27 protein-coding genes and 1 riboswitch are annotated in these 23,583 nt (G+C 62.1%); of the genes, 8 read left to right on the top strand and 19 right to left on the bottom strand.

Annotation, left to right across the window (positions count from 1 at the left end; genetic code table 11):
- Positions 1-996 carry a cell division protein FtsZ gene (gene ftsZ, locus ASF70_RS21175; protein ID WP_062455086.1) on the bottom strand — a complete coding sequence of 332 codons (996 nt, stop codon included), beginning with the start codon at positions 994-996 and terminating at the stop codon, positions 1-3.
- Positions 997-1,289: 293 nt separating this feature from the next.
- Positions 1,290-1,485: riboswitch (cobalamin riboswitch) on the top strand.
- A 129-nt stretch (positions 1,486-1,614) separates the two neighbouring features.
- Between ftsZ and ASF70_RS21180 the strand changes: the two genes are divergently transcribed.
- The 3 genes from ASF70_RS21180 (at position 1,615) to ASF70_RS21190 (ending at position 4,517) form a co-directional block, all read left to right on the top strand.
- Positions 1,615-2,622, top strand: a complete 1,008-nt coding sequence (locus ASF70_RS21180; RefSeq protein ID WP_062583147.1) for an ABC transporter substrate-binding protein — start codon at positions 1,615-1,617, stop codon at positions 2,620-2,622.
- An 81-nt stretch (positions 2,623-2,703) separates the two neighbouring features.
- Positions 2,704-3,735, top strand: a complete 1,032-nt coding sequence (locus ASF70_RS21185; protein WP_062582554.1) for an iron ABC transporter permease — start codon at positions 2,704-2,706, stop codon at positions 3,733-3,735.
- On the top strand, positions 3,732-4,517 hold the full coding sequence (locus ASF70_RS21190) for an ABC transporter ATP-binding protein (RefSeq protein ID WP_062582556.1): 786 nt from the start codon (positions 3,732-3,734) through the stop codon (positions 4,515-4,517). The genes ASF70_RS21185 and ASF70_RS21190 overlap by 4 nt, the downstream gene beginning before the upstream one ends.
- A 6-nt stretch (positions 4,518-4,523) precedes the next feature.
- On the opposite strand, the gene ASF70_RS21195 is transcribed toward ASF70_RS21190, so the two are convergent.
- From ASF70_RS21195 to ASF70_RS21230, 8 genes are read right to left on the bottom strand one after another with little or no spacing between them, the layout of a single operon-like run.
- The gene (locus ASF70_RS21195; RefSeq protein ID WP_200943568.1) at positions 4,524-5,384 is read right to left on the bottom strand and encodes a tetrahydrofolate dehydrogenase/cyclohydrolase catalytic domain-containing protein; all 861 of its coding nucleotides are present in this window, start codon (positions 5,382-5,384) and stop codon (positions 4,524-4,526) included.
- A gap of 2 nt (positions 5,385-5,386) precedes the next feature.
- A complete protein-coding gene (locus ASF70_RS21200; RefSeq protein ID WP_062582560.1) occupies positions 5,387-6,559 on the bottom strand; it encodes a hypothetical protein in 1,173 nt (390 codons plus the stop codon).
- Positions 6,560-6,605: 46 nt separating this feature from the next.
- Positions 6,606-7,490, bottom strand: coding sequence for an ABC transporter permease subunit (locus ASF70_RS21205; RefSeq protein WP_062582561.1), 885 nt, complete (start codon positions 7,488-7,490; stop codon positions 6,606-6,608).
- Between the two features lie 5 nt (positions 7,491-7,495).
- Positions 7,496-8,296, bottom strand: a complete 801-nt coding sequence (locus ASF70_RS21210; protein ID WP_165699876.1) for an ABC transporter ATP-binding protein — start codon at positions 8,294-8,296, stop codon at positions 7,496-7,498.
- Between the two features lie 21 nt (positions 8,297-8,317).
- On the bottom strand, positions 8,318-8,899 hold the full coding sequence (locus ASF70_RS21215; RefSeq protein WP_062582563.1) for an NAD(P)H-dependent oxidoreductase: 582 nt from the start codon (positions 8,897-8,899) through the stop codon (positions 8,318-8,320).
- 16 nt (positions 8,900-8,915) lie between these two features.
- Positions 8,916-10,307, bottom strand: coding sequence for an FAD-binding oxidoreductase (locus ASF70_RS21220; protein WP_244474098.1), 1,392 nt, complete (start codon positions 10,305-10,307; stop codon positions 8,916-8,918).
- Positions 10,304-11,599 (bottom strand): amidohydrolase family protein, encoded by a 1,296-nt coding sequence (locus tag ASF70_RS21225; protein WP_062582565.1) that lies wholly within the window; start codon positions 11,597-11,599, stop codon positions 10,304-10,306. The genes ASF70_RS21220 and ASF70_RS21225 overlap by 4 nt, the downstream gene beginning before the upstream one ends.
- Complete coding sequence (locus tag ASF70_RS21230) at positions 11,596-12,396, bottom strand: creatininase family protein (RefSeq protein ID WP_062582568.1); 801 nt, start codon at positions 12,394-12,396, stop codon at positions 11,596-11,598. The genes ASF70_RS21225 and ASF70_RS21230 overlap by 4 nt, the downstream gene beginning before the upstream one ends.
- Positions 12,397-12,525: 129 nt before the next feature.
- On the opposite strand from ASF70_RS21230, the gene ASF70_RS21235 reads away from it, so the two are divergent.
- The 3 genes from ASF70_RS21235 (at position 12,526) to ASF70_RS21245 (ending at position 14,864) form a co-directional block, all read left to right on the top strand.
- On the top strand, positions 12,526-13,290 hold the full coding sequence (locus tag ASF70_RS21235) for an IclR family transcriptional regulator (RefSeq protein WP_062582570.1): 765 nt from the start codon (positions 12,526-12,528) through the stop codon (positions 13,288-13,290).
- Between the two features lie 9 nt (positions 13,291-13,299).
- On the top strand, positions 13,300-14,127 hold the full coding sequence (locus ASF70_RS21240; RefSeq protein WP_062582573.1) for a bifunctional 5,10-methylenetetrahydrofolate dehydrogenase/5,10-methenyltetrahydrofolate cyclohydrolase: 828 nt from the start codon (positions 13,300-13,302) through the stop codon (positions 14,125-14,127).
- Between the two features lie 110 nt (positions 14,128-14,237).
- Positions 14,238-14,864: a nuclear transport factor 2 family protein gene (locus ASF70_RS21245; protein WP_200943570.1), complete on the top strand. Its 627-nt coding sequence runs from the start codon at positions 14,238-14,240 to the stop codon at positions 14,862-14,864.
- 57 nt (positions 14,865-14,921) lie between these two features.
- Here the strand turns inward: ASF70_RS21245 and ASF70_RS21250 are convergent, their stop codons facing one another.
- The 8 genes from ASF70_RS21250 to ASF70_RS21285 form a co-directional block, all read right to left on the bottom strand.
- Positions 14,922-15,689 carry a hypothetical protein gene (locus tag ASF70_RS21250; protein WP_062582575.1) on the bottom strand — a complete coding sequence of 256 codons (768 nt, stop codon included), beginning with the start codon at positions 15,687-15,689 and terminating at the stop codon, positions 14,922-14,924.
- Between the two features lie 206 nt (positions 15,690-15,895).
- Positions 15,896-16,225: a hypothetical protein gene (locus tag ASF70_RS21255; RefSeq protein ID WP_062582577.1), complete on the bottom strand. Its 330-nt coding sequence runs from the start codon at positions 16,223-16,225 to the stop codon at positions 15,896-15,898.
- Between the two features lie 9 nt (positions 16,226-16,234).
- Positions 16,235-16,942: a glycosyltransferase family 2 protein gene (locus tag ASF70_RS21260; protein WP_062582579.1), complete on the bottom strand. Its 708-nt coding sequence runs from the start codon at positions 16,940-16,942 to the stop codon at positions 16,235-16,237.
- Positions 16,939-17,598 (bottom strand): HAD family phosphatase, encoded by a 660-nt coding sequence (locus tag ASF70_RS21265; RefSeq protein WP_244474099.1) that lies wholly within the window; start codon positions 17,596-17,598, stop codon positions 16,939-16,941. Before ASF70_RS21265 ends, ASF70_RS21260 begins: the two co-directional genes overlap by 4 nt.
- A 25-nt stretch (positions 17,599-17,623) precedes the next feature.
- Positions 17,624-18,280 carry a hypothetical protein gene (locus tag ASF70_RS21270; RefSeq protein WP_062582582.1) on the bottom strand — a complete coding sequence of 219 codons (657 nt, stop codon included), beginning with the start codon at positions 18,278-18,280 and terminating at the stop codon, positions 17,624-17,626.
- Positions 18,277-19,038, bottom strand: coding sequence for a glycosyltransferase family 2 protein (locus ASF70_RS21275; RefSeq protein WP_062582583.1), 762 nt, complete (start codon positions 19,036-19,038; stop codon positions 18,277-18,279). The genes ASF70_RS21270 and ASF70_RS21275 overlap by 4 nt, the downstream gene beginning before the upstream one ends.
- A 132-nt stretch (positions 19,039-19,170) precedes the next feature.
- Positions 19,171-19,878 (bottom strand): hypothetical protein, encoded by a 708-nt coding sequence (locus ASF70_RS21280; RefSeq protein ID WP_062582585.1) that lies wholly within the window; start codon positions 19,876-19,878, stop codon positions 19,171-19,173.
- A 113-nt stretch (positions 19,879-19,991) separates the two neighbouring features.
- Positions 19,992-20,381, bottom strand: coding sequence for a helix-turn-helix domain-containing protein (locus tag ASF70_RS21285; RefSeq protein ID WP_062582587.1), 390 nt, complete (start codon positions 20,379-20,381; stop codon positions 19,992-19,994).
- Positions 20,382-20,487: 106 nt separating this feature from the next.
- Between ASF70_RS21285 and ASF70_RS21290 the strand changes: the two genes are divergently transcribed.
- Entirely contained in the window at positions 20,488-21,501 is a 1,014-nt protein-coding gene (locus ASF70_RS21290; protein WP_062582589.1) for a zinc-binding alcohol dehydrogenase family protein, read from the top strand.
- Positions 21,502-21,525: 24 nt separating this feature from the next.
- Here ASF70_RS21290 and ASF70_RS21295 read toward each other — a convergent pair whose 3' ends face one another.
- Positions 21,526-22,887, bottom strand: a complete 1,362-nt coding sequence (locus ASF70_RS21295) for an amidase (protein ID WP_062583158.1) — start codon at positions 22,885-22,887, stop codon at positions 21,526-21,528.
- A gap of 80 nt (positions 22,888-22,967) precedes the next feature.
- Positions 22,968-23,150: a DUF3008 family protein gene (locus ASF70_RS21300; RefSeq protein WP_062582591.1), complete on the bottom strand. Its 183-nt coding sequence runs from the start codon at positions 23,148-23,150 to the stop codon at positions 22,968-22,970.
- Positions 23,151-23,284: 134 nt separating this feature from the next.
- Here ASF70_RS21300 and ASF70_RS21305 point away from each other — a divergent pair, with 134 nt between their 5' ends.
- Positions 23,285-23,521: a hypothetical protein gene (locus tag ASF70_RS21305; protein ID WP_162238003.1), complete on the top strand. Its 237-nt coding sequence runs from the start codon at positions 23,285-23,287 to the stop codon at positions 23,519-23,521.
- Positions 23,522-23,583: the final 62 nt, after the last annotated feature.

Consider the following 23,583-nt stretch of genomic DNA (forward strand, 5'->3'; position numbering starts at 1 on the left):
TTAGTACTGCGCAGTCGGGGATGAAGACCCCTGCTGGTTGCCGTTGAGGCCAGTTGCGACGACCGACACGCGGAACTTGCCGTCGAGGTTCTTGTCGAAGATCGCGCCGACGACGATGTCGGCCTCGGCTTCGACTTCGTCACGGATGCGGCTCGCAGCTTCATCGACTTCGAACAGTGTCATGTCGGTACCGCCTGAGATCGAGATGAGCACGCCCTTGGCGCCCTTCATCGAGATGTCGTCGAGCAGCGGATTGGCGATAGCGGCTTCGGCAGCGATCAGCGCGCGGCCATCGCCGGAGGCTTCGCCGGTTCCCATCATCGCACGACCCATGCCCTTCATCACCGATTTCACGTCGGCGAAGTCGAGGTTGATCAGGCCTTCCTTGACGATCAGGTCGGTGATGCAGCTGACGCCGGAAAACAGCACGCGGTCCGCGATCATAAACGCGTCGGCAAAGCTGGTCTTGGCGTCGGCAATGCGGAACAGGTTCTGGTTCGGAATGACGATGACGGTGTCGGCGGCCTCACGCAGGGCCTCGATGCCTTCGTTTGCCGTCTTCATGCGGCGATGCCCTTCGAACGAAAAGGGCTTGGTGACAACCGCAACCGTCAGGATGCCGGCAGAGCGTGCCGCGCGTGCAATCGCGGGGGCTGCGCCCGTTCCGGTTCCGCCGCCCATGCCGGCGGTGACGAAGCACATGTGCGAGCCAGCGAGATGATCCATGATCTCGTCGATCGATTCTTCGGCGGCCGCGCGGCCGATATCCGGCAGCGAGCCAGCACCGAGACCTTCGGTCACCTGCGCACCCAGCTGTATGCGGCGCGACGCCTTGGATGTCGCCAGAACCTGGGCATCCGTATTGGCGGCGATGAATTCCACGCCGTGGAGATTTTCCGTGATCATGTTGTTGATCGCGTTACCGCCACCGCCTCCGACACCGATCACGGTTATCTGCGGTTTCAATTCGGTCAAGCCGCTCTTAATATCCGTCATCTTCGTCTCCTTCAGCTCCTTCCGGTCGTCCCATACCAGAAGGACGGCGAATCGCCCCGCAGGCTATCTGTCCGCACGGTCATAGACCAGAGCGCTGTCAGGCCAAAGAGGCAGGAGTAGGGTGAGGGCGATGTCATCGCAATTTAATCTACAGCATCCCTGAATTGAGCGCCTCACGAAGGTCGCGACCAATCCAAAATAGACCGTTGCGTAAATTGGTATGTTATACTATTACGCTCGGCAACGGCAGAGATCGCGCGGGGATCGCTCTGGACAAGCACCGGCGTGTTCCCTATCAGTTGGGGCGCTACGGTTCTGCAATCGCAGATGAAAAGGGAATGCGGTGAGGCTTTCGGGCCAAGTCCGCGACTGCCCTCGCAACTGTAAGCGGCGAGCCAGCCATCGATACCACTGATCATCCGATCGGGAAGGCGATGGAAGGCGTTCGAGCCGCAAGTCAGGAGACCTGCCGTGGCATGGACAACCAACACCGGACGAGGGGTTCCGGCAGGGAGATGATTATGACGCAAGCAATGCGCTCGTGCGCCATGTCGACGTCGAGCCGCGATGCGGCTTCAGGTCGTCCTGCCCTTTTTTCCGATCATTAAAGGACAGGACATGAAATCAGGGCTTATCGCCGCCTTAGTTGCGGCACTTCCCACATTGGCGTTTGCAGCACCGAGCAGCTACCCGCTGACGATCGAGAATTGCGGTCGCCCCGTCACGTTCGACAAGGCGCCCGAGAAGATCGTCTCGATCGGTCAGGGCATGACCGAAGTGCTTTATTCGCTCGGGTTGGCCGACAAGGTGGCGGGCACCGCGGTCTGGGTCGGGCCGGTGCTTGCGCCCTATGCCGGAGTTGATGCGAAGATCAAACGGCTTGCTGACAACGACCCGAGCTTTGAATCGGTCGTCAGTCTCGAACCAGATCTGGTCGCTGCCGAGTTCGAGTGGCATGTCGGGCCGATGGGATCGGTCGGCAAGCGCGAGCAGTTTTCCGATCTCGGCATCAACACCTATGTCTCGCCCGCCGATTGCGTCGCGAAGACCAATGCCGACGGCGGCGATGGCGTTCGCAACGAACTGTTCAAGATGGACCTGATCTACCGCGAGATTTCAGAGCTCTCGAAGATCTTCGATGTCGAGGACAAGGGCACCGCTCTGATCGCAGACCTGAAACAGCGCGAAGCCGCAGCCGTCGCATCGATCAAGGGCGCGGAGATCAAGAACCTGCCAATCGTCTTCTGGTACTCCAGCAAGGAAACCAAGGGCGACGCCTTTATCGCCGGCAAGAACAGCGCGCCGGCCTACATCCTTCAAACGATCGGCGCTCGCAATGTAGTGACGACGGAAGAAGAATGGCCGCTGGTGGGCTGGGAAACGATTGCTGAGGCCAACCCGTCCGTCATCGTCGTCGCCACCATGGACCGTCGCCGCTATGCCGCTGACGATCCGGCGGTGAAGATCAAGTTCCTCGAAACCGATCCCGTCGTCAGCCAGCTGGATGCGGTGAGAAAGAAGCGTTTCGTGATGATGGACGCCCAGTCGATGAACCCGACCATCCGCACGATCGAGGGCATCGAGACACTCGCCCGGGGCATCCAGTCCTTCGGACTTGCGAACTAGGGTGCGGCGGGAGATGATGTCTTTCCCTGTTTCCGCCATCGTCGATGAGGCGAATTTGCCCGACCTGCCCAGGCGCCCCAAGTGACGCGATCCCGTATCGGACGCTGGGCGCTGGGTGCCGCAGGCGTGTTCCTGGTGCTATCGGCGCTTCTCGTCGCCATCGTCGCCGGTGTGGCGATCGGTGAGATGACCATTCCCATGGGGACGACGATTGCGGCGGTGACGAACCGGCTCGGCTTTACGGCCGTGGCCTTGCCGCGCATCCAGGAAGCGGTGATATGGGATTACCGCCTGTCGCGCTCACTGGTCGCGGCATTTTGCGGCGCTGGGCTGGCGCTGTCGGGGGCGATCCTGCAGTCTTTGCTGAGGAACTCGCTTGCCGAACCCTACGTTCTCGGCATTTCGGCGGGAGCATCGACCGGTGCGGTCAGCGTCATGCTGCTCGGCTTTGGCGCGGGCGCGATCTCGCTTTCCGCCGGGGCCTTTGCCGGCGCGCTGATCGCCTTTGTCTTCGTGGTGATGCTGTCGAGCGGACGCCAGACGGCGGACCGGACCATTCTGGCCGGCGTTGCCGCCTCGCAATTGTTCAATGCGCTCACCTCCTACATCGTCTCGACGTCTGCCAATGCCGAACAGGCGCGCAGCGTGATGTTCTGGCTGCTCGGCAGCTTGGCAGGAGTCCGCTGGCCGGAGGTGACGCTTGCCGCATCGGTCGTGACCATCGGGCTCATCGTCTGCATCTGGCATGCGCGGGCGCTCGATGCGTTTACCTTCGGCGAGGATGCGGCGCGGTCGCTCGGCATCGCGGTCCGACGGGTCCGCGTGGTGCTGCTGCTCGTCACGGCGCTGATGACAGCGACGATCGTCAGCATGGTGGGGGCGATCGGCTTTGTCGGGCTTGTCATTCCGCATGCGGCCCGGTTTATCGTCGGTCCCGGCCATATCCGGCTTCTGCCTGCCTGTGCGCTGATCGGTGCGTTGTTCATGGTGCTCGCCGATATCGTCTCGCGCATCGTCATCGCACCGCAGATCCTGCCGATCGGGGTGGTGACGGCGCTGGTCGGTGTTCCCTTCTTTTGCGTCATTCTCTATCGGGCACGGAGGGTCGCATGACATCCGATCCCGTATCCGCCCCGGTCCTGGCCGCAACTGCCGTGCGCTGGCTTGCCGGACGCAAGGTCATCCTCGATGGCGTCACGGTTTCGGTCGATGAGGGCCGGACGCTCGGGCTGATCGGGCCTAATGGTTCCGGCAAGTCGTCACTGATCCGACTGCTGGCGGGTCTGAGGGCGCCCGCCGCCGGCAAGGTCACGCTCGACGGAAAGCCGATGAGCGGTTTCGCACGACGCGAGCTCGCCCGGCGCGTTTCCGTTGTCGAACAGCATTCGGCAACCGAAGCAAATGTCACCGTCATCGACGTGGTCCGGCTTGGACGCACGCCATACCGGTCGGCGCTGTCGCCCTGGACGCAAGAGGACGACCGGATCGTGACCGAGGCTCTGGTCCGCGTCGGGCTGGATGATCGCCGCGAGCAGTTCTGGCATACGCTGTCGGGGGGCGAGCGTCAGCGCGTGCAGTTGGCCCGGGCGCTCGCACAGTCGCCGTCGGTGCTGATCCTCGACGAACCGACCAACCATCTCGACATCCAGCACCAGATCGACATCCTGCGGCTTGTCTCGGAGCTGCCGCTGACGACGGTCGTCGCGATCCATGATCTCAACCTCGCCGCCCGGTTCTGCGATGTGATCGCCGTTCTTTCCGAAGGACGCCTGGTCGCCTGCGGTTCGCCCACCGATATTCTGACCGAGAAGATGATCGCCGACGTATTCGGCGTTGAAGCCCATGTCTCGACATCGCCGCATCACGGCCGGCTGCATATCCAATTCCTGATGTGAACCAGTCTAGTCGGCGGCGATCTGCAGCAGGTTGCGCAAGAGCATCGCACGGGTGAGCGCGCCGACCGAACCCTGCGGCGGGGTCACCCAGCCTGCGACCTCGGCGACATCGGCTGCGACGTCCGAGACCATCGATCCATCTGTGCCATAGCTGATGCCGACGCCGACGACGGCTGCGCCGGGCTTGACCATGTCTGCGGTGACGAAACCCGGCTGGCCAAGGGCGGCGATGACGATATCGGCGCGCCTGACGTCCTCGGCGATATCCCGCGAGCCGCTATGCAGCAGGGTCACCGTCGCATCGATTCCCTTGGCCGAGAGGAGCATGGCAAGCGGGCGCCCGACGAGCTGGCCGCGGCCGATGATGGCGACCCGGCGTCCGGCAAGCGGAACGGCATTGTCCTGCAGAAGCGCGAGGATGGCGGCCGGGGTACAGGGCAGGAGGCTCGGCTTACCCGACAGCAGCAGACCGAGATTTTGCGGGTGAAGCCCGTCGATATCCTTTGCCGGCGAGATGGCGGTCATCACCTCCGTCTCGTCGATCTCAGGCGGCAGCGGCAGTTGCACCATCTGCCCGTGGATGGCGGGGTCGGCATTGACGGCGGCAATCCGTTCGAGCAGCGCTTCGCTGGTCGTATCCGAGGGCAGGCGCAGGTCGATGGCCTCGATACCGACCTCGACGCAGTCTGCATGCTTGCGGCCGATATAGGTGGCGCTGGCTGGATCATCTCCCACCAGCACCGTCACCATCTTCGGCGCAATGCCCCGGGCGCGGAGACCGGCAACCTCTGCTGCCATCTCGCGCCGCAGCCGGGCGGCGAGGGCTTCGCCGTCCAGCACTGTTGCGGGCGTTTTGGGCGTGGTCACGCTCATTTCAGACCGATCGAGGGATCGATGAAGCGGTTGGTGACGACCTGATCCGGCTTCACATCCGGATCGGCGCGCTCGTCGAAACGGGGCTTCACCAGTTTCAGCATCTCGGTGACACGGTCCATGTCGAAATCGCCGATCGTCGCGTTGGGGCCGTTGCCGATAATGCCGGTGTCGACCATCGTCTTTGCGGCATAGGCCATCAGTTCCGGCGCGGTCTTCCACCAGCTTGCCGCGTGCCCGGCAGTGTTGAAGTCGACGATCACCTTGTTCGCCTCGGCCGGATCCTTGGCATAGTCGGCGGTCGCCTGCTGCAGAAGCGGGACGAGCTTTGCGAGGCACGGTGCGAGCTCTTCCATCCTCGCGGTCGCGACGGAGAGCATGCCGGTGTAGTTGCGATAGCCGAGGTCGTTCATGTCGAGGTAGCCGATGGGCTTGCCCCAGTTGTTGCCGTGCTCGAACTTGTAGACCTCGCTGGTGACAAAACCCTGGTTCAGCCATGTGCCGTTGTTGGTGACGAAATTCTCGCCGTCGCCGCGATATCCCTCGACGAACACGTCTGCGGGAATGCCCTGCTCGACGAGGTAGAGACCGAAGGTGCGCTTGGTGGTCGAGACGTAGATCTTGCCCTTGCCGCTCTCTGCAAAGGTCTTGAGATCGGCGATCGACTTGAAGCCGTCAGGATAGGTGGCCTTGTCCCACAGGAGAACCGTTGGCGCGATATCGAGCGGCGCCATGACGCCGACAACGGGGAAGCGCTTGGAGAAGATGAAGGCGTTGTCCAGTTCCTGATAGCCGAGATGCGGCGTGACGCCGGCCTTGGAATTGCCCATGTAGAGCGCCGAATAGGCGGTCTCGCCATCGCCCATGCCAAGCCCGCCGCCACCTTCGAGGATGGTGAGCTCGATGCCGGTCGAGCCGAGCGGGCCGGTATATTGTCCCGACGTCATCTCTCCGCCCGAGCCGATCAGCTGATAGAGGGGACCTTGCTCGGCCTGGGCCAGCCAGTCCTTCTGGATGATGAACGGGCTGGGGCAGACATCGGCGAGCGGCGTCGTGTAGCGGGTCTTGGCGAACTCGCCGGCAGTCGCACTGTTTGCTGTAGGCAAAGCCGTTGCGAACGTGGCGATCGCCACGGCGGTGGTCAGTCTGGCAGTCAGTTTTTTTGTCATGTTCGTTCCCCTGATTGCTTTTTTCTAGGTCAGTTCAGCGGCGGTGTCAGCGTTGCCTGTCGCTCGATTCGTGCCAATGCGCAAACAGCCGGTTCCCGAGCCAGTTGAAGGTCAGGTAGACGGTGATCGACAGGGCGGAGGCGACGATCAGTGCGGCATACATCTGCTCGTATTTGAAATCGATCTTGGCGTTCATCAGCAGCTGACCGAGACCTCCCTTGCCGGACAGGAAGAACAGTTCCGAGACGATCGCGGCGATGACGGCGAGACTTCCGGAAATCCGCAGGCCCGCAAACAGGGTCGGCGCGGCAGATGGCAGCGCCGCCTTGCGCAGCATCACCCACCAGGAGGCATTCTGCAGCTTGAAAAGTTCGAGAATGTTGCGGTCGACGCTTTTGAGGCCGAGCAGCAGCGTCGTTGGAATGGCGAAGAAGGTGAAGAGCGCGACGATCAGCACCTTGGGCAGAAAGCCGAAGCCGAGGGCGCTCTGGATCAGCGGAATGATCGCCATGATCGGGATCGACTGCAGCGCCACGAGATAGGGGAAGACGGCTTTTTCCAGCGCATAGACGCGGAACATGACGATGCCGAGCATGATGCCGACGGGAATCGACACCGCAAGTCCCGTGATGGCGATGGAGATCGTGGTCAGCGCCCGCATCAGCAGCTCAGAGCGGAAGGCTGCAATGCCGAATGCCTGGCTCCACAGGCCCTCCGCACTCGGCATCAGGAACTGGCGATGCGCTGGAAGGTCGGCCCGGATCAGGGCGTAGGCTGCGACGATCAGGATGCCGAGGATGAGAGGCGGTGCGAAGCTTAAGACGAGGCGGCGGCCGACGCTTGGTGCCGGTGCAAGCGGGACGGGGCTGTAGCGCTCGACCTGCGCCTTCAGCGGCGTCGATTTGTAAGCGGCGACAATAGGATCCGACATGGCGCTCAGGCCTCTATGGCATGGCGAAGGGCACGCGATACCGCTCCGCACAGTTTCGAGAATTCCGGCTCGTAACGCAGGTCCGGCTGGCGCGGGAAGGGAAAGCCGATGTCGAACGTATCGATGATGCGGCCGGGCCGGCGCGACATCACCACGACCTTGCTCGACATGTAGACGGCCTCGGGAATGGAGTGGGTGACGAAAATGCCGGTGAAACCTTCGCGGCAGTGGAGGTCGATTACCTCGTCGTTCAGGCGTTCGCGGGTGATCTCGTCGAGCGCGCCGAACGGTTCGTCGAACATGAAGACATTGGGATTGAGCGCGAGCGACCGCGCCAGCGAGGCGCGCATCCGCATGCCGCCGGAAAGCCTGCGCGGATAATGGGCCTCGAAACCGGAAAGGCCGACCATCTCGATCTTTTCCTTCGCGATTTCGCGGCGTTTGGCGGCCGGGTAACCGCGCAGCTCCATCAGCAGTTCGACATTCCCCTGCACGCGCCGCCATGGCAGCAGGGTCGCATCCTGGAACGTGTAGCCGAGCTGTTGCCGATCGACCCAGACATCGCCGGAACTGTGGCTCGACAGGCCGCTCGCGATCCGCAGCAGCGTCGATTTTCCGCAGCCGGACGGACCGACGATCGACACGAACTCGCCGTGGCCGATGGCGAGGTCGACATCGGAGAGCGCTTCCGTTCCATCCGGGAAGGTCATCGAGACCTTTTCGAACACCACGGCATTGCCGCCGGGCAGGGGCGGATGGGGACGTGCACCAATTTCTGTGGCGGTGACTGTCGGCGATCCCGTCATGACAAATCCCCTTTTCTCATCTCAAAACCGCAGCATGGACGTGCGGACCTGCTCGATGAAGGCCTCCGTGCGCTCATTGGTGACGTTGTTGATATCGTAGAGCGCGTGATATTTCACCTTCACCCGCGGATTGCAGACGACGCGCAGGAAGCGGGTGGCATTGCGGCGTGGTGGATCGCCGAGAACCATCGCACGCCAGCGTTTCGAGCCGTAGGTGGTGACGGTCGCGAGCTTGCGGATATTGGTGAGGCCCGGCGAAAGCTGCCCGTCCTGCAGCTTGAACGACACGTCGGGCAGAAACACCCGGTCGAAATAGCCCTTGAGGATCGCCGGCCAGCCGAAATTCCACACGGGATGGCAAAGAACCAGCGCATCGCAGGACATCAGCCGGTCGACATAGGGCGCGACGCGGCTGCGATTGATGGAAAGGTCGTGATAATCGCGCCGATCCTCCGCCGACAGAACCGGATCGAACCCTTCGGCGTAAAGATCCAGATCGTCCACCGTATGCCCGGCCTCGAGCAGGCTCGCGACGACCGTATCGTGCAGACGCGAGGCGAGGCTTTCCTTCAGCGGGTGGGCGTAAATGACATGTACCTTCATCGGTCCAAAATTCTCGTTATCGGTTGAAAAGGAAGATGCGGCCGGGAGCGGGGACCCAGTCAGGATGCGTCCAGGCGATCATCTTGCCGGGGTTGAGCAGGCCCTTCGGATCCGTGTGGCGCTTGAATTCGAGCTGGGCCGGATCTGTGCGTTTCATGCCGCCTTCTTCGAGCGTTACCCGGTGCGGGTTGAACACCGTGACGCCCAGCCGTGTTTCCAGGATCTTGACCACCTCTTCGAGCCGCTCAGTGCTCTCGTATCGCAGCAGCGGCATGGCGACGGCGGCGACCTTGCCGGAAAACCGGGTGAATTCGAAATGCAGGATCAGCTCGTCGCCGAATGTCTCGGCGATGCGGTCGATCGCGCCATAGAGATCGTCCTGCGGCAGCATCATCTGCAGGTAGGTGATCGACGGATCGATCTTGATCGCCCGAAGCGTCGTGTGGTTCCAGGCGAGCTCATAGGCTGGCGGCAGGCGCATGCCGGCACCATCCCGGTCGGCGCGGAAGCGGATGACGGCGCCGGCGGTATCGTCGACTGCGGTCACCAGCGTATCGAGATCCTGCCTTGCGACCATGACCGCGATCAGCGCCTCGCCGGATTTCAGGAAAGCCGCATGCCGGGTGAAATAGCGATCGGGAATGGCGCTTTCGAAGGTCGAGAGCATGCGGAGCGTGATCGCGTCATCTTCACCGAGACGAAAGGCGAGCCGGGTCGCTGCTGCAAAGTTGGGGGCGCCGATCAGCACGTCGACCCAGTCTCCGGCCGGATCGACCGGGATCTCGATTTCGGTGATGACGCCGTTGACGCCGTAGGCGTGTGCCGCCTTGGCAATGTCGTCGCCGACAAGGTCGAGGACGCGAGGCTCTGCTTCCATCGTCACGAGACGCAGGCGGCGGATATTGGCGGGATTGCGCAGGCCGCCCCAGCGGATGGCGCCGACACCGCTCGATCCGCCGGCGATGAAACCGCCGAGCGTCGCAGTTGCCGTGGTGGACGGAAACAGGCGGATTTCCAGGCCCTTTTCACGCGCCGCCTGTTCAAGATCCGCCATGACGGCGCCGGCTTGGGCAACGAGATGATCGTTGCCGATGCGAACGACCCCGTTCATGTGTTTCATATGGAGGACGACGCCGCCCTGTAGCGGCATGGACTGGCCGTAGTTGCCGGTGCCGGCGCCTCTCACGGTAACCGGCACGTTGCAGCGGTGGCAGATCGAAAGGATCTCGATCACCTCGGCTTCGCTGCGGGGAGCAACCACCAGATCGCCGCAGACGTCTTGCAAAAGATCCTTCAGGACCGGGCTGTACCAGTAGAAATCCCGGCTTTTCTGCTGCACCGTGCGCGGATTGTCGTCGATGTCGAACCGGGCGAGGGCTGCCCGGCAGGCTTCCAGCTCTGCACTCACGCGCACCTCCGTTCGATACCTGCCGCTTCGGCAGTCTCGATGCCCAAGGGTTTGCCGTTGCGCAAAACAGTGCGGGCGGTGTTCGTGCGGGAGAAGAGGTCGGTCCAGCCGGTCGCTTCGAAAATGATGGCATCCGCCGGTCCGCCGGCGCGGATCATGCCGGCGTTCTCGAGACCCACGGCGGCCGCCGGTCCAGAATGGCAGGCGGTGGACCAGCCGGCGGGATCGCCTTCGAGCTGGCCGAGGAACTGCGCCTGGCGCATCACATCCAGCATGTCGAAATCGCCGTAGGGGTGGAATGCGTCCTGCACATTGTCCGACGCGAAGGCGACGTTGACGCCGGCGGCGCGCAGTTCGGTGACCGGGGCAAGGCCGCGCAGACGCGGCGTGCGGCCGGGTTTGCGGTCCTGCAGGAAGCCGTTGGTGAGCGGCAGCGCGACGACATGGATGCCGGCTTCGGCAATGCCGGCGATCAGGGCCTGCGCTTCGGGTTCGTGCTTTTGGGCAAGCGCGCAACAATGTCCGGCGACGATGCGTCCGGCAAACTTGTGCCGCAGGGCCGTTTCGACGACGAGCGAAAGGCCGTCAGCGGATGCGTCCGTCGTTTCGTCCACGTGAAGATCGAGGTCGAGCCCGTGTCTTGCGGCTGCCAGAAACAGCCTGTCGATCCGCTCCGGCGTGGCGCTGCCCGGTCCGATAAAGGCGCCGAGCACGCCGTCGCGCTTCGCGATTTGCGCGCAGCGTCGATCGAAACCGTCCTGCTCCACCCGAAACAATGCCATCAGGGCGACCGCCTGCAGGGTCAGACGGTGCTTCCAGGCTGACTGGATTTCGCCAAAGGCGATCCAGGCGGGGCTGTTTTCGGGTTCCTCGAACGTATCGAGATGGGTGCGCAGCGCGACCGTGCCATGCTGTTCGGCCTTCACGAGTGCGCGGTCCATGCGCTCCACGATATCCTCGACAGTTCGGTTTGGCGCGTCGGCCATTGCCAGTTCGACGGCGCCGGCAAGGCCGTTGTCGGAAAACCCGGTTCGCTCTGCAGTGAAAGCCTTGTCGAGATGGACGTGCATGTCGATGAAGCCGGGCAAAGCGAGGCGTCCCTGCGCATCCCACTCGCGCTCGCTTGAGGTTGGCGCATGGAAACGACCGTCGCGGATCGTGACGTCGAAGGTGACGAGGCCGCTGCGGCTGTCTGCTGCGTGATGGGGAAGGCCATCGACCAGCGCTGCGGGTGCGCGAAGATTGCGGATGGTGAGCGGGGCGACGCCGAAGGGCGGCAGAACGGCGCTCATATCGGTTGTGTCCCGATGGCAGCCATGCCCGGATGCGCTGCGACCTCGTCCAGAAGTTTAGCGTAACGGGCCGCCGCATGGGCAACGATGGCGGCGCCGATCTCAGGCGTTGCGGATGCGGCATCGCCGGCGACTCCTGCCGGGTGCAGATCCTCCGCGACCCAGCCGACGCTGATCGGGCCGAGCAGGCGAAGGACGTCGTTGTTCTCGGCGACGGCTGCCGAGGCCGGCACGAAATTGCGGGCTTCGTTCATGTCGACCAGATCCGGCCGGAAATGCAGCATGGCCGCGGTTTCGACCAGTCCGCCATGGATGCCGTCGCGCTGTTCGAGCGCCGAGACGAGGCCCGGCGGAAAGCCCATCGAGATCCATCCTGCCGATACCACGAACAGCTCCGTTTCCAGCCGCAGGCTTCTCGCCACGATCTGCAGAACCGGAACGTTGCCGCCATGGGCATTCAGAAACACCAGCTTGCGAAAGCCGGCGCGGGCAACGCCGTGACCGATCTGGGTGAGGGTTGCCAGAAGCGTCGTGGCATCGAGTGTCAGCGTGCCGGGAAAGGACAGGTGCTCGTCGGATTTGGCGTAAGCGATGGTCGGAAGGATGTAGACAGCTGCATCCTCGACGAGCCGCGCTGCCTCGATCGCCATGCGTTCGGCAAGGATGCTGTCAGTGGCCAGCGGCAGGTGCGGGCCGTGTTGCTCCGTCGCGCCGACAGGCAGGACCGCGACAGCGCGACCTTTGTCGATGGCTGCGAAATCGGTGGTCTTGAGGTCTTGCCAAAACTGAAACGGCATGGTTTGTTCGCTTATCGAGCAATTGTTCGCTAAATCGTAACTTATGTCGCCGGTTCGTCAAGGTGAAAAATGTTGCGGTGCGGAAAAGATAGGCACACGAGTTCAACCTCGGGTCTGGAAGGAGCGCCGGTGCTGGATGAAAACGACAAGGAAGTCTCGCTGACCTTCGCCAAGGGGCTTGCGGTCCTGCTTGCTTTCGATGCGAAGGATCGCGCCATCACGATCAGCGAGATTGCCGACAAGGTCCAGCTCAACCGCGCCGTTGCACGGCGGCTGGTGCGGACGCTGGAGCAGCTTGGCTATCTCGCCTGCGATCGCGGCCGCTATGAGCTGACCCCCCATGTGCTGCGGCTGAGCCAGGGTTTTATCGAGGGCCGGGGCATTCCGCAGATCATCCAGCCGGTGCTGCGCAATGCGGCGCAGGAGGTCGGCGAGTCCGTCTCCTATGCGATGCTGGACGAGACGGATGCCGTCTATGTCGCGCACGCGTTCCTACCGTCTAAATTCACGCTCAATCGGGTCACGACCGGCACGCGGGTGCCGTTGCTGCCGACGGCTTCGGGGCGGGCGATCCTTGCATTCCTCGATACGGTGCGGCTGGATGCCATCCTCGACAGTGCCGCCTTCTCGGCCCATACCGACCAGACCGAGACCCACCGGGATCGTCTGGAGGAGGCGCTGAAACAGATCCGTGAGCGCGGCTATGCGCTGACCGACAGCGAATATGTCAGCGGCGTCGCATCGCTGGCCGCCCCCGTGTTTCATCCCGGCATCGGCGAGGTCGTCGGTGCCGTGTCGATCATCTTCGAGCATGGACAGTATGATGATGCGGCGCTGGCGGAGATGGCGGCAAGGCTGAAAATCTGCGCCGGGCAGATAGCCTCCACACTCTAGGGAAGTCACATGCTTGAGATCGTCACCGGGTTCGAAATTGCAGCCGGGATCAATGCCGAAACACGGCGGCGCATTTCGGCAAGTGGTCGGACGGTTCGTTGCGTCGTGCTGCTCGATGACAGCAATGCCGGCATGGCCGCCTATGCGCGTCGTCAGCAGGCCAGCGCGCAGGAGGTCGGCATAGACCTGCAGCTCGAAGCCTATCCGTCTGATGTCGGCGCGCTGACGGCGCGGCTGAAAGAGTTGGCAGCAGTGGCCGAGATCGATGCAATCGCGACGCTCTATCCGTTGCCAGCGGGCATGGATGCGCGCACGGCTGCTGTTCTGATCGGGCCGGGCAAGGACGTGGACGGACTTCATCCTCTCAATGCCGGTGACCTGGCGCTCGGTGCCATGACCCGCCCGCCGGCGACGGCGAAGGCTTGTCTCCTGATGGCGCAGGCGCTGGCCGGGTCGCTCAAAGGGCGCGAGATCGTGCTGGTCGGGGCGTCGCGGATCGTCGGTCGTCCACTCGCCAACCTGCTGCTTGACGCGGAGGCGACCGTCACGATTGCGCATGCGGCGACACGGGATCTGGCGGCTCATACGCGCCGCGCCGATATCGTCGTGACGGCTGCGGGCGTTGCCGGGCTGATCGGTTCCGACCATCTGAGCGATGGCGCGATCGTGCTCGACGTCTCGATCAATCGCGGCCCTAACGGACTTGTCGGGGATGTCGATCTCGACGCGGTTGCTGGGCGCAACGTCACGGTGACGCATGTGCCGGATGGCGTCGGTCCGGTCACCACGGCTTGCCTGATGCGCAATGTCGCAGATGCGGCGCTCGGATCGTCTTGATGGAAATCAGCAAGATCTCGACACGGTGATATTGCACTGCACCAGAATTTACGCTTTTCTACTCATATCCGAACACAAGTTCGATAAACGAACAAACCGGGGAACTCGTAATGACCTTCCATCTTCGCAGCTTCGTGCTCAAAACTCTCTCCGCCGCTCTCGTCGTCGCCTCCGTCGGCTCGGCTCAAGCCGCGGACATCCGTCCCGGTGTCACCTTCGCGGGCACGCCGTCCACCGATCCCGCGCGTGCCGCCATGGAGAACCTGGTCTTCGACCTCGCCTCCGCCTGGGCGTCCTGCAATCTCGAACTGATGACGAATGCCGTTACGGAGGACGTGGCGTTCTCCTACCCGACCAGCAGCATCACCGGTCGCGACAAGATGCTCGCCGACCTCGACACGTTCTGCAAGGCGGCCAAGGATACCAGCATCTACCTTCCGGAAGACGCGTTCTTCATCGATACGACGACCGGCCGCATCGCGGTGGAGCTGCAGTTCCGCACGTTTCAGCGCGGCAACCGCCAGGTCGTCAACGATGTCTGGATCGCCCATGTCAAGGACGGCAAGATTTCGGTGATCAAGGAATATCTCGACGGCCGGGTGAAGGATCTGCAGGCGCTCGGCGTGCTGCAGCTCGAGGAAAGCCCGAAGACGCTGACGCCGTGGCCGGCCCGCACCGAACAGTGGAAAGGCTGCTTCCCGATCGTCAAGGCGGCACCAGTCAACACCTGCCCGTGATCCTCACGTCGTGAAGGCAGCACGCGAGCCTTGGGGTCGCGTGCTGCAGATTTCCGGTTAAGCCGAGAGCAGAACGCTCATCTGATAACCGCCTTCGAGTTCCACGACGACGCGACCGGCGCCGGGCAGCGGCATCGCGCCCGAGAGCGCACCTGTCGTCACCGCCATCCCTGAGGTGAGGGATGTGGCAGGGCGCTTGGTGTCATTGGCATAGGCAACCAGCCAGGCGAGCACGTCTCCGACCGGATGGGCCACTGGTCCGTCATAGACCGGGCTGCTGTCATGGGTGACCTTGAGGACAAGCCCGCCGACCGTGTCGATCAGCGTCTTCGGCACTTTCGGGCCGAGCGCATAGCCGCCATTGCCGATCCGGTCGGCGAGGTAGAGCGGGAAGGAGACGCTGCCACCTTCCTCGACTGCGGTGACAAGCAGTTCCGAGCCGAGATAGGCATCCGCCACGGCGTCCAGCACTTCCGCCCTTGTATAGGCTTCGGATCTTACCGGCAGATCCGCGCCGAGCTTGACGGCGATCTCGACTTCAAACCGTGTGCCGGGGTGATAGGGAAGCTTCGCTTCGCTGGTCGTCTCCACGTAAGGGAACAGCGGCGCGATCACCGGCTGCTTGTCCGTCGACATCGCGACTTTGATCATCTTCGCGCTGGCGCCGATCCTCTGTGCCACGGCGTTCTGTGCCGCCATGCCGGCGCTCAGATCCTGGGGCAGGGCAAAGCTTGCGGACGGCGCCTTGCGGCCTTCCTTGCGCAGCGTGATCAGGCTCTCGGCCAGCGTTTCGGGATTGAACGCCTGGGTTGAGAGTTCGGCCATGAATGTCTCCGATCGAATGATTTGCGGCTGAGCTTTGTGGGGCTCGTGCCAACGTTTCGCTGTGGTTCAGCGGGGTGGAGATCGTCGCGAACGCAGAGCCGTCCGTCAAGGCTTTGCGGGCAATATCCCGGCCCGACGCGCATGGATCTGTTCAGCAGGCCGACTTAACCTGCTGATATCGTTCGTTGAGAGGACAGGATTCTTGGTCAGTCGACGAGATACTTGTCGTTCTTGGCGCTCGGTATCTTCACCACTGTCAGCGTAGCGTCCGTCAGCGCTTCGAACGCGTTGACCGTGCCGGGCTCAATGACGATCAGGCTGCCTTCGCCCCATTCCCTGTCCAGCATGCGGACACGGCCGGAGACGACGAGCGTGATTTCCCGGGCGATCTTGTGGTAGTGCCGGGCATCGCGATCGCCCGCCTTGTAGCTCTTGACGCCCACTTCGAACGCGTCGGTCTTGACGACGCTCGGATCGAAATCGCCGACGAACCAGCCGCCGATCATGTTGTCGAGATTATAGGACGGTTCGCTCATCTTGCCCTCTCAGATCGACAGTTCGCTCAGCTGGCGGTCCGATTTGATCGGATGATAGTCCTTCGCGTCGATCGGGTAGACGCCGATCTTCTTGTCCTCGAGAACGAGCTCGTTATAGACCGGGCAGACATAGAACATGTCGTTGTGCCGGGCATCCTTGCGGATCGCCGCCTTGGCTGCCTTGACGAAATCGGACCCTTTGCGGAAGTAGTAAAAGCCCGCCGTCGCATTGTCGCTGATCGGGTGCTTTTCGGCCGCTTCGACCACCATCTGGCGCTCGTCGAGCCGGACGAAGGAATAGCGCGGATGCACCGACCGGAAGGTGACGGTGCCGCCATCGAGCTCGCGCCGGCTGAAATCGGCGATGATGGTTTCCATCGGAACGGTCAGGAATTCGTCGCCGTTGAGGATCAGAAGCGGGGTGTCATTGTCGATGCTGCCGGCGGCAAGCAGTGCGGTGCAGGCCGCACCGTGGGTCTTGTCCTTGACGGCAACGATCTCGGCCGTCGGATCGATCAGGCGGACGACGTCGTCGAGATGGTAGCGGCGCAGTTCCTTTTCCTGCATCGCGATGATCACCCGGTGGCCGGTGATCCGCGCGCATTGTTCGAGCAGACGCTGCACCAGCGGCATGCCGTCCACCTCGACCAGCGGCGTCGGGAAACTTTCGGAGGAGAGGATGCGGGGCTCGCCCGCCATCAGGATCAGGATGTTCATGCGACCACCTGCAGTGCCGGAAGCTCGAACGATGCCTGCAGCTTGTCGATCGACTTGCTGATCGACTGGTAGTTCACCTCGGACACGTCGTTGACGACCATGACATGGGCACCGGAAGCGCGCGCTGCCCGGATTCCGTGGTCGTTGTCCTCGACGATCAGGCATTCTTCGGGTGAGAGGCCAAGGATGCCGATGGCCTTCAGGTAGATTTCCGGGCTGGGCTTGCCGACGCTCACGTCTTCGTTGCTGAGCTGGAACTCCAGGTAGTCCTCGAGGCCGGCCTTTGCCATCATCAGGTTGACGGTGCTGCGGATGGAGTTCGAGGCGACGCCGAGACGGTAGCCTTCGCCGCGCAGCCGCGCGAGCGCGTATTGCTGGCGAAACACCGGCTTACACTTGGTGTGGATCAGCTCGGTCGTATAGCGCTGCTTCATCTCGTTGACGAATCCGTGCAGGGATTCCGGAAGACCGCGGGTGGAGGTCAGCATCTGCAGCTTGGTGCGGGTCGGCAGGCCGTCGAACGTGGTCAGGTGCTCGTGCAGCGGAATGGTAAAGCCGAACAGTTCCAGCGCGCGGTTCAGCGCTTCGTAATGCCACTCGCGGGCATCGATCAGCACGCCATCCATGTCGAAAATTACAGCCTTAATCATCGTCATCAAACCTCGTGCGCCAGACTTTGCGCTATACGCGCAGCAGTTCTTTGGCTTTCTCGGGAAAATCGGTGCAGATCATCAGCCCTTCGCGATCGCGCAGGCCGGAAGAGACCAGCCAGTGCAGGAAAGGTTCGTATTCGTCGTGCCGGCGATGCAGGTCGGGCGCGACAAGCGCGACCAGCTTGCCGTCATCCAGCAGTTTTTCGACCAGCGGCGCTTCGTACCAGCGGCCGGGCAGAAAGTTGTCCAGCCAGACGCCGGTGATGCCGGGTTCGCTGTAAAGCGAAGGCACGCGCTCGTATTCGCTCAGTCGGGTAAACGAGGTCATGCCGCGCTTCACGCCCTGGATCAGGTCCGGAACCGAGCTGTCGAACAGGAAATAGTTGTCGTAGCCTTCGGCGGTCAGCACCTCGGCCAGCATATCATGCAGCCCGTCGGCCTTGATATTAAGTGCAAGCGTCGGAGACCCGTGCTGTCTGGCGAGGCTCAGAAGATAAGCGAAGGAGATTTCGGTACCGTTCGGAATGTCGTGGGAGATGACCAGCCGCGGCTTGCCGCCGATAAGGCAGTCGCGCACATCGGTCTCGGTACCGTAGCCGAGCGAGAAGGAGCGGACGAAGGCCTCGACTGTGTTCTTTTCCTCGGGGGATTTCCAGTATCCCCGATGACTGAGGATCTGGATCATGCCGGTTCCTTGATGGACTGAGTCACTCTCAGAGACAGCGGCAGATTGCGGAAGCTCTCAAGATCTTCGGGAACGCCGAGGCCGTGCATGCCCTTGTCGACGGAGCCGATCGAGTAGGCGCCGATCTTCATGCCGTCCTCGATCATGAAATTGTAGACGGGAGCCACGTAGAACTCACCGTTGACGCGGAAGTCGCGCTCGATCATCCGGTCGGCATGGGCGACGAAATCCGATCCCTTGCCGAAATTGTAGATGCCGACGGTGGCATGGTTGGAGATCACCTGTTTTTCGACGACGTTGTCGATAAAGCCGTTGTCGCCGAAGGAGACAAAGCTCCACTTCGGATCGTCCGCCGACATGGTCATGATCAGGCCATCGAGACCGTCTGCGGCGGCAAGGTAGGCGTTGATGTCGACATCGACATACTGATCGCAGTTGGCGATCATCATCGGGTTGCCGTTGTCGATGGCGTCGCGCGCCAGAAGCACGGTGCAGGCGGCGCCCTCGGTGACGGTTTCGACCAGATAGATATCGCAACCCGGCGCCCACTGGCGCAGATGCGCGTCGAGACCGTAGTCCCTCACATGCGATGCCTGGCAGATGAAGATGAAGTGATGCTCGACATAAGGCTTTAGGTTCTCGATCACGAGGCGGATCATCGCGACGTCATGCACGGGCAGAAGTGGTTTTGGAAGCGTGTAGCCGGCTTTTGCAAAGCGGCTTCCATGACCTGCCATCGGCACGACGATATTGAGCATCTGCGGCGGTATCCAAAATAAAAGTTTGCAGTTGATCCAGTGCCTGAAACCTTAAGGCTTGAAGCTGGTGCCAAGCTGTCAAACAGGTCAATTTCCAGCGTCCGCGCCCGACCGCGGGCAAGGTCGAAACGCCTATTCGGCCTGGATTTCGCCGAGCTGCATGCCCATCGACGGCGACGGTGTCGTCAGTCGCGGCCGGTTGAAGATCTTGTAGAGCGGATTGTCGCATTCGGGATTGGCAAACAGCGTGTTGGAATCGAAGTAGCCGTCTTCGATGAAGCGCAGATTTGCGTGCATGGTGCGCAGGAAATAGTACATCAGATGCAGGTGAGCGCGGCCCGAAAGCTGGTTCATGATCATGGCATTGTAGAAATGTGAAATCGCGCTCTTGCCGATCACATGCACGGCGTCGCCGACGCGCCAGTGGTCACGCCAGTAGGATTTGTATTCCTTGAAGGGAAAGTAGATGCTGTCGCGGCTGATATCGACGTTCCAGTCCGAGATCTTCTTCCTGAACTGCAGGTCGAAGCGGATCACGGCGAGCGCATCGTATTCGTCTTGGGCGAACACGTGCTTGAGGCCTTCCTTGTAGGTCTCGATCTGCGAGCTGCCCTGCGCATCCAGCTTGATCAGCTCGCACGGTCCAAGCTTATCCTGAAGCTCGGCCAGGGCCGGGCTGTCATAGGTGGCGAGGTAGATTTTCGCATCGGGATTGCTTTCACGCACCGGCGCGACAATGTTCTCGATGATCGAGTCGATGTTCTTGCGCGCATCCATCGGCAGGCCGAAACGGTCCTTCTCGATGTAATTGTTGCCCCGGATCAGTACGGAAAGTCTCAACGTTGCCCCCTATGGAAACGATTATCGCAGTCGCTGATCAACGTCTTGCCCCCGCCGATCCTGTCTCTCTGCGATAGTCCCCGTAGCTGGTGCGGAGCAGGTCAGGCCCTCTTTCAGGCCGGAATCGACGCCGCCTGCAGATCGGTCGTGGTCTGTTTCGGCTTGCCGTAGAGCCCGATATTCTCGTCGCCCCATGCCTTTAACGCGGTCAGGATCGGTTTGATGGTGAGGCCGAGCGGCGAGAGGCTGTATTCCACCTTGGGCGGCACCTGGGCATAGACCTTGCGAGTGATCAACCCGTCCGCCTCCAGCTCGCGCAGCTGGTTGGTCAGCATGCGCTGGGTCACGGCCGGGATCTGCCGGCGGATCTCGTTGAAGCGCAGCGTGCCGTCCAGCAGATGAAACAGGATGACGGACTTCCACTTGCCGTCGATCAGGCCGATCGCCGCTTCCACCGAGCAGCCGGGGCTGCAGTCGAACCTGGTATGGTGGGCCTTGGCCATCACGGTATCCTTTTTGACACTATAGGCTGTTTTTGTGCGTATTGGCTTTGGATGATCATAGCGCCATATGAGGCTTATATCAATTCTGCCCGCAAAGGAGAACGCCATGAAAGCCATAGCCTACAGGACCGCCGGATCGCTCGATCGGGACGACGCGCTTGAAAATGTCGAACTGGACCGGCCAAAGGCGACGGGGCGGGATATTCTCGTTGCGGTGAAAGCGATTTCGGTCAATCCGGTCGATTACAAGATCCGCAAGAACGTCTCGGCTGAAGACGGCCAGTGGAAGGTGCTGGGCTGGGATGTGGCGGGCGAGGTGGTCGAAGTCGGCGATGACGTGTCCGCCTTCAAGCCGGGCGACGAAGTGTTCTATTCGGGTTCGCTGATCCGGCAAGGTGCCAACAGCGAGTTCCATCTGGTCGATGAGCGGATCGTCGGCCACAAGCCGAAGTCGATCTCGAATGCTCAGGCGGCCGCCTTGCCGCTGACGGCGATTACCGCCTGGGAAATGCTGTTCGACCGGCTCGATATCGAAAAGCCGGTTCCAGGTGCAGCCAATGCGATCGTCATCATCGGTGGTGCTGGCGGTGTCGGATCGATCGCCATCCAGCTTGTCCGGGCTCTGACCGACCTCACCGTGATTGCGACGGCGTCACGGCCGGAGACCCAGGCCTGGGTCAAGGAACTGGGCGCCCATCACGTCATCGATCATTCCAGGCCGATCGCCGAACAGGTGAAGGCGCTCGGGATCGGCGCGCCCGGTTTCGTTTTCTCGACGACCGAAACGCCACGTCATACGAAAGAGATCATCGAACTGATCGCGCCGCAGGGTCGGTTCGGGCTGATCGATGATCCGGAAACCTTCGACATCACCGGTTTCAAGCGCAAGGCTCTTTCCGTGCATTGGGAGCTGATGTTCACCCGGTCGATCTATGAAACGGCCGACATGGACGAGCAGGGAGAGCTTCTGAACCAAGTCGCCGCACTGATCGATGCCGGCCGGATCCGCACCACCGTCACCGATGTGATGAGCCCGATCAATGCGGAAAACCTGAAGAAGGCGCATGCCACGCTGGAAAGCGGCAAGGCCCGCGGCAAGATCGTGCTCGAAGGGTTCTGAGGCCTGCGAAACAATGATCCGGGGTCAGCCCCGGATCACCTCTTCCGCTCCGATCGCGGCGGCGAGGAGCATCTCGTCGTCGTGAGCAACCGCCGACAGGAGGAATCCGACCGGCATGCCGGCTTCGCCGGTTCCGCAGGGGATCGACACGCCGCACCAGTCGAGGAAATTGCCGTAGCCGGTATTGCGGAGCGTCCTGCCGTTGGCCGCGAAAAACGCCTCGTCGTCGGCCTTCAATGGCGCAATGGCTGGTGCTACATGGGCGACGGAGGGGAAGGCGACGAGGCGATCGGCGATCAGTGCCTCGGTCTCTGCCGTCATCCGGGCGCGAGCATCGATGATTGCGAGATAGTCGGCGGTCGTGGTCTTTTCGCCAAGTCTGGTGCGGGCAACGACGCGCGGGTCCATTCCGCCAGCATCCGCACCCGCCAGTCGTTCTCGATGGAGCGCAAAGGCTTCCGCCGTCACCATCGGTCCGTATTTCGCCATCAGTTGCGGCAGTTCGTCGAAGGACGGGAAGGCGAGGCGGGTGATGCGGGCACCGCCTGCTGCCAGCCTCTCGATCGCTGCCTCGAACGCCTCGACCACACCCGGCTCGGCGCCGTCGAACACGCCATTGGTGGGGATGACGATATCGAGCGGCTGCGTGGGCTTTCGTGGTGTCAGCGGTGTGCCAAGACCCCGCATTGCCGCGTCGATCCACACGGCGTCCTGTACGGTATTGCAAAGCGGTCCCAGCGAATCGAGGCTTCTCGCCAGCGGGAAGACGCCGTCCATGGCATATCGGCCACGGGTTGCCTTGTAGCCGACGACGCCGTTGAAGGCAGCCGGGATGCGGACCGAGCCACCCGTGTCGGTTCCCATGGCAACCGGCACGAGGCCCGCTGCAACGGCCACGCCAGCACCTGACGAGGATCCGCCCGGCACGCGGGGCATGTCTGTCGAGCGCGGATTTTCCGGCGTGCCGTAGGTCGGATTGATGCCGATGCCCGAAAATGCGAATTCGCTCATGTTGGTGCGGCCGATCGCGACCATGCCGGCCTGTTTCAGGAGATCGACGACCGCTGCATCCTTGGTCGCCGCCGGATCTTTGGCCATCACGCTCGAGCCTGCCGTGGTCGAAAGGCCTTCGATGTCGAATAAGTCCTTCCAGGCGATCGGGATACCATCGAGAATGCCGAGCGAGCGATTTTCGCGCAGGCGGTTTGACGCAGCTTGGGCTTCGGAAAGCGCACGGTCCCGCAGAAGCGTCACGAACACGGCCTTGTCGGAATAGGATTCAATCGCCGACAGGACCGATTCGGTCACTTCAACCGCATCGACCTTGCCAAGCTGCAAAAGCGTCGAAAGCTCGGCAATCGACATCGATCCGTAAGACTTGGTCACAGTGCTCATCCTTATCCGTTCACCTGGGATCAGAGGTGTAACGGATTCGTGCAAAAGGAGAAGACATTGCCGCTCCAGCGTCAGGAAGCGTGTTCCGGCTTCCCCTTGCGTTTCGTGGAGGCCAGTTCGTCGAGCTGCTTTTCGCTCATCGACTTCTCCATGCTTTTGGAAGCACCCTTCAGTTCCGATTTCTTGGTCTCGCCGCGCTTTGCGGAAAGCGCGGCGCCTGCTGCCTTTTGCTGCGCACTTGATTTTGCCGGCATGTCGTCCTCCTTCGTTTCCGCTTAAAACTTGGCAAACCGTGTCCCGGTTCCCGACAGCACGGAACCTCTGCAGCGTCTCGGCGGTTTCCCCACCGGCTCGCCACATTGCTGGCCTGACGACGTCAAAGGAGACCATGATGGAAAACGAAAAGCACGAAGACGACAAGGCGCGCGAACCGGTTCGTGACGAATTGAGCGAGCAGATGGAAACGACCAACCCGGCAGCCGTGCGCGAAGCCGCGCGTCGCGGCGAAATCGACCGTTTCATGGTCAAGACCGATCTTGAAGACATCGACCAGCGCGAAGACGGCGACCAGCCGGACGGACGCCCAAGCCCGATGGCCAATGCGGACAACCAGGAAAAGCCGTGAGGCTGAGCCTGACGCTCAGGCGGGAAACAGCGGGAAAACGCGCTGTTCCCGCTACCCACTGA

Source organism: Rhizobium sp. Leaf321 (genome assembly GCF_001423215.1).
GTDB lineage: Bacteria > Pseudomonadota > Alphaproteobacteria > Rhizobiales > Rhizobiaceae > Neorhizobium > Neorhizobium soli.

Bases quoted from the DNA above. Each gene is read 5' to 3' on its own strand.
- ASF70_RS21230 (WP_062582568.1), bottom strand. From the start codon at position 12,396: ATGCCGTTTCAGTTTTGGCAAGACCTCAAGACCACCGATTTCGCAGCC.
- ASF70_RS21205 (WP_062582561.1), bottom strand. From the start codon at position 7,490: ATGTCGGATCCTATTGTCGCCGCTTACAAATCGACGCCGCTGAAGGCG.
- ftsZ (WP_062455086.1), bottom strand. From the start codon at position 996: ATGACGGATATTAAGAGCGGCTTGACCGAATTGAAACCGCAGATAACC.
- ASF70_RS21285 (WP_062582587.1), bottom strand. From the start codon at position 20,381: ATGGCCAAGGCCCACCATACCAGGTTCGACTGCAGCCCCGGCTGCTCG.
- ASF70_RS21300 (WP_062582591.1), bottom strand. From the start codon at position 23,150: ATGCCGGCAAAATCAAGTGCGCAGCAAAAGGCAGCAGGCGCCGCGCTT.
- ASF70_RS21180 (WP_062583147.1), top strand. From the start codon at position 1,615: ATGAAATCAGGGCTTATCGCCGCCTTAGTTGCGGCACTTCCCACATTG.
- ASF70_RS21200 (WP_062582560.1), bottom strand. From the start codon at position 6,559: ATGACAAAAAAACTGACTGCCAGACTGACCACCGCCGTGGCGATCGCC.
- ASF70_RS21290 (WP_062582589.1), top strand. From the start codon at position 20,488: ATGAAAGCCATAGCCTACAGGACCGCCGGATCGCTCGATCGGGACGAC.
- ASF70_RS21305 (WP_162238003.1), top strand. From the start codon at position 23,285: ATGATGGAAAACGAAAAGCACGAAGACGACAAGGCGCGCGAACCGGTT.
- ASF70_RS21215 (WP_062582563.1), bottom strand. From the start codon at position 8,899: ATGAAGGTACATGTCATTTACGCCCACCCGCTGAAGGAAAGCCTCGCC.
- ASF70_RS21270 (WP_062582582.1), bottom strand. From the start codon at position 18,280: ATGATCCAGATCCTCAGTCATCGGGGATACTGGAAATCCCCCGAGGAA.
- ASF70_RS21240 (WP_062582573.1), top strand. From the start codon at position 13,300: ATGCTTGAGATCGTCACCGGGTTCGAAATTGCAGCCGGGATCAATGCC.
- ASF70_RS21265 (WP_244474099.1), bottom strand. From the start codon at position 17,598: ATGACGATGATTAAGGCTGTAATTTTCGACATGGATGGCGTGCTGATC.
- ASF70_RS21255 (WP_062582577.1), bottom strand. From the start codon at position 16,225: ATGAGCGAACCGTCCTATAATCTCGACAACATGATCGGCGGCTGGTTC.
- ASF70_RS21250 (WP_062582575.1), bottom strand. From the start codon at position 15,689: ATGGCCGAACTCTCAACCCAGGCGTTCAATCCCGAAACGCTGGCCGAG.
- ASF70_RS21225 (WP_062582565.1), bottom strand. From the start codon at position 11,599: ATGAGCGCCGTTCTGCCGCCCTTCGGCGTCGCCCCGCTCACCATCCGC.
- ASF70_RS21245 (WP_200943570.1), top strand. From the start codon at position 14,238: ATGACCTTCCATCTTCGCAGCTTCGTGCTCAAAACTCTCTCCGCCGCT.
- ASF70_RS21210 (WP_165699876.1), bottom strand. From the start codon at position 8,296: ATGACGGGATCGCCGACAGTCACCGCCACAGAAATTGGTGCACGTCCC.
- ASF70_RS21260 (WP_062582579.1), bottom strand. From the start codon at position 16,942: ATGAACATCCTGATCCTGATGGCGGGCGAGCCCCGCATCCTCTCCTCC.
- ASF70_RS21275 (WP_062582583.1), bottom strand. From the start codon at position 19,038: ATGCTCAATATCGTCGTGCCGATGGCAGGTCATGGAAGCCGCTTTGCA.
- ASF70_RS21190 (WP_062582556.1), top strand. From the start codon at position 3,732: ATGACATCCGATCCCGTATCCGCCCCGGTCCTGGCCGCAACTGCCGTG.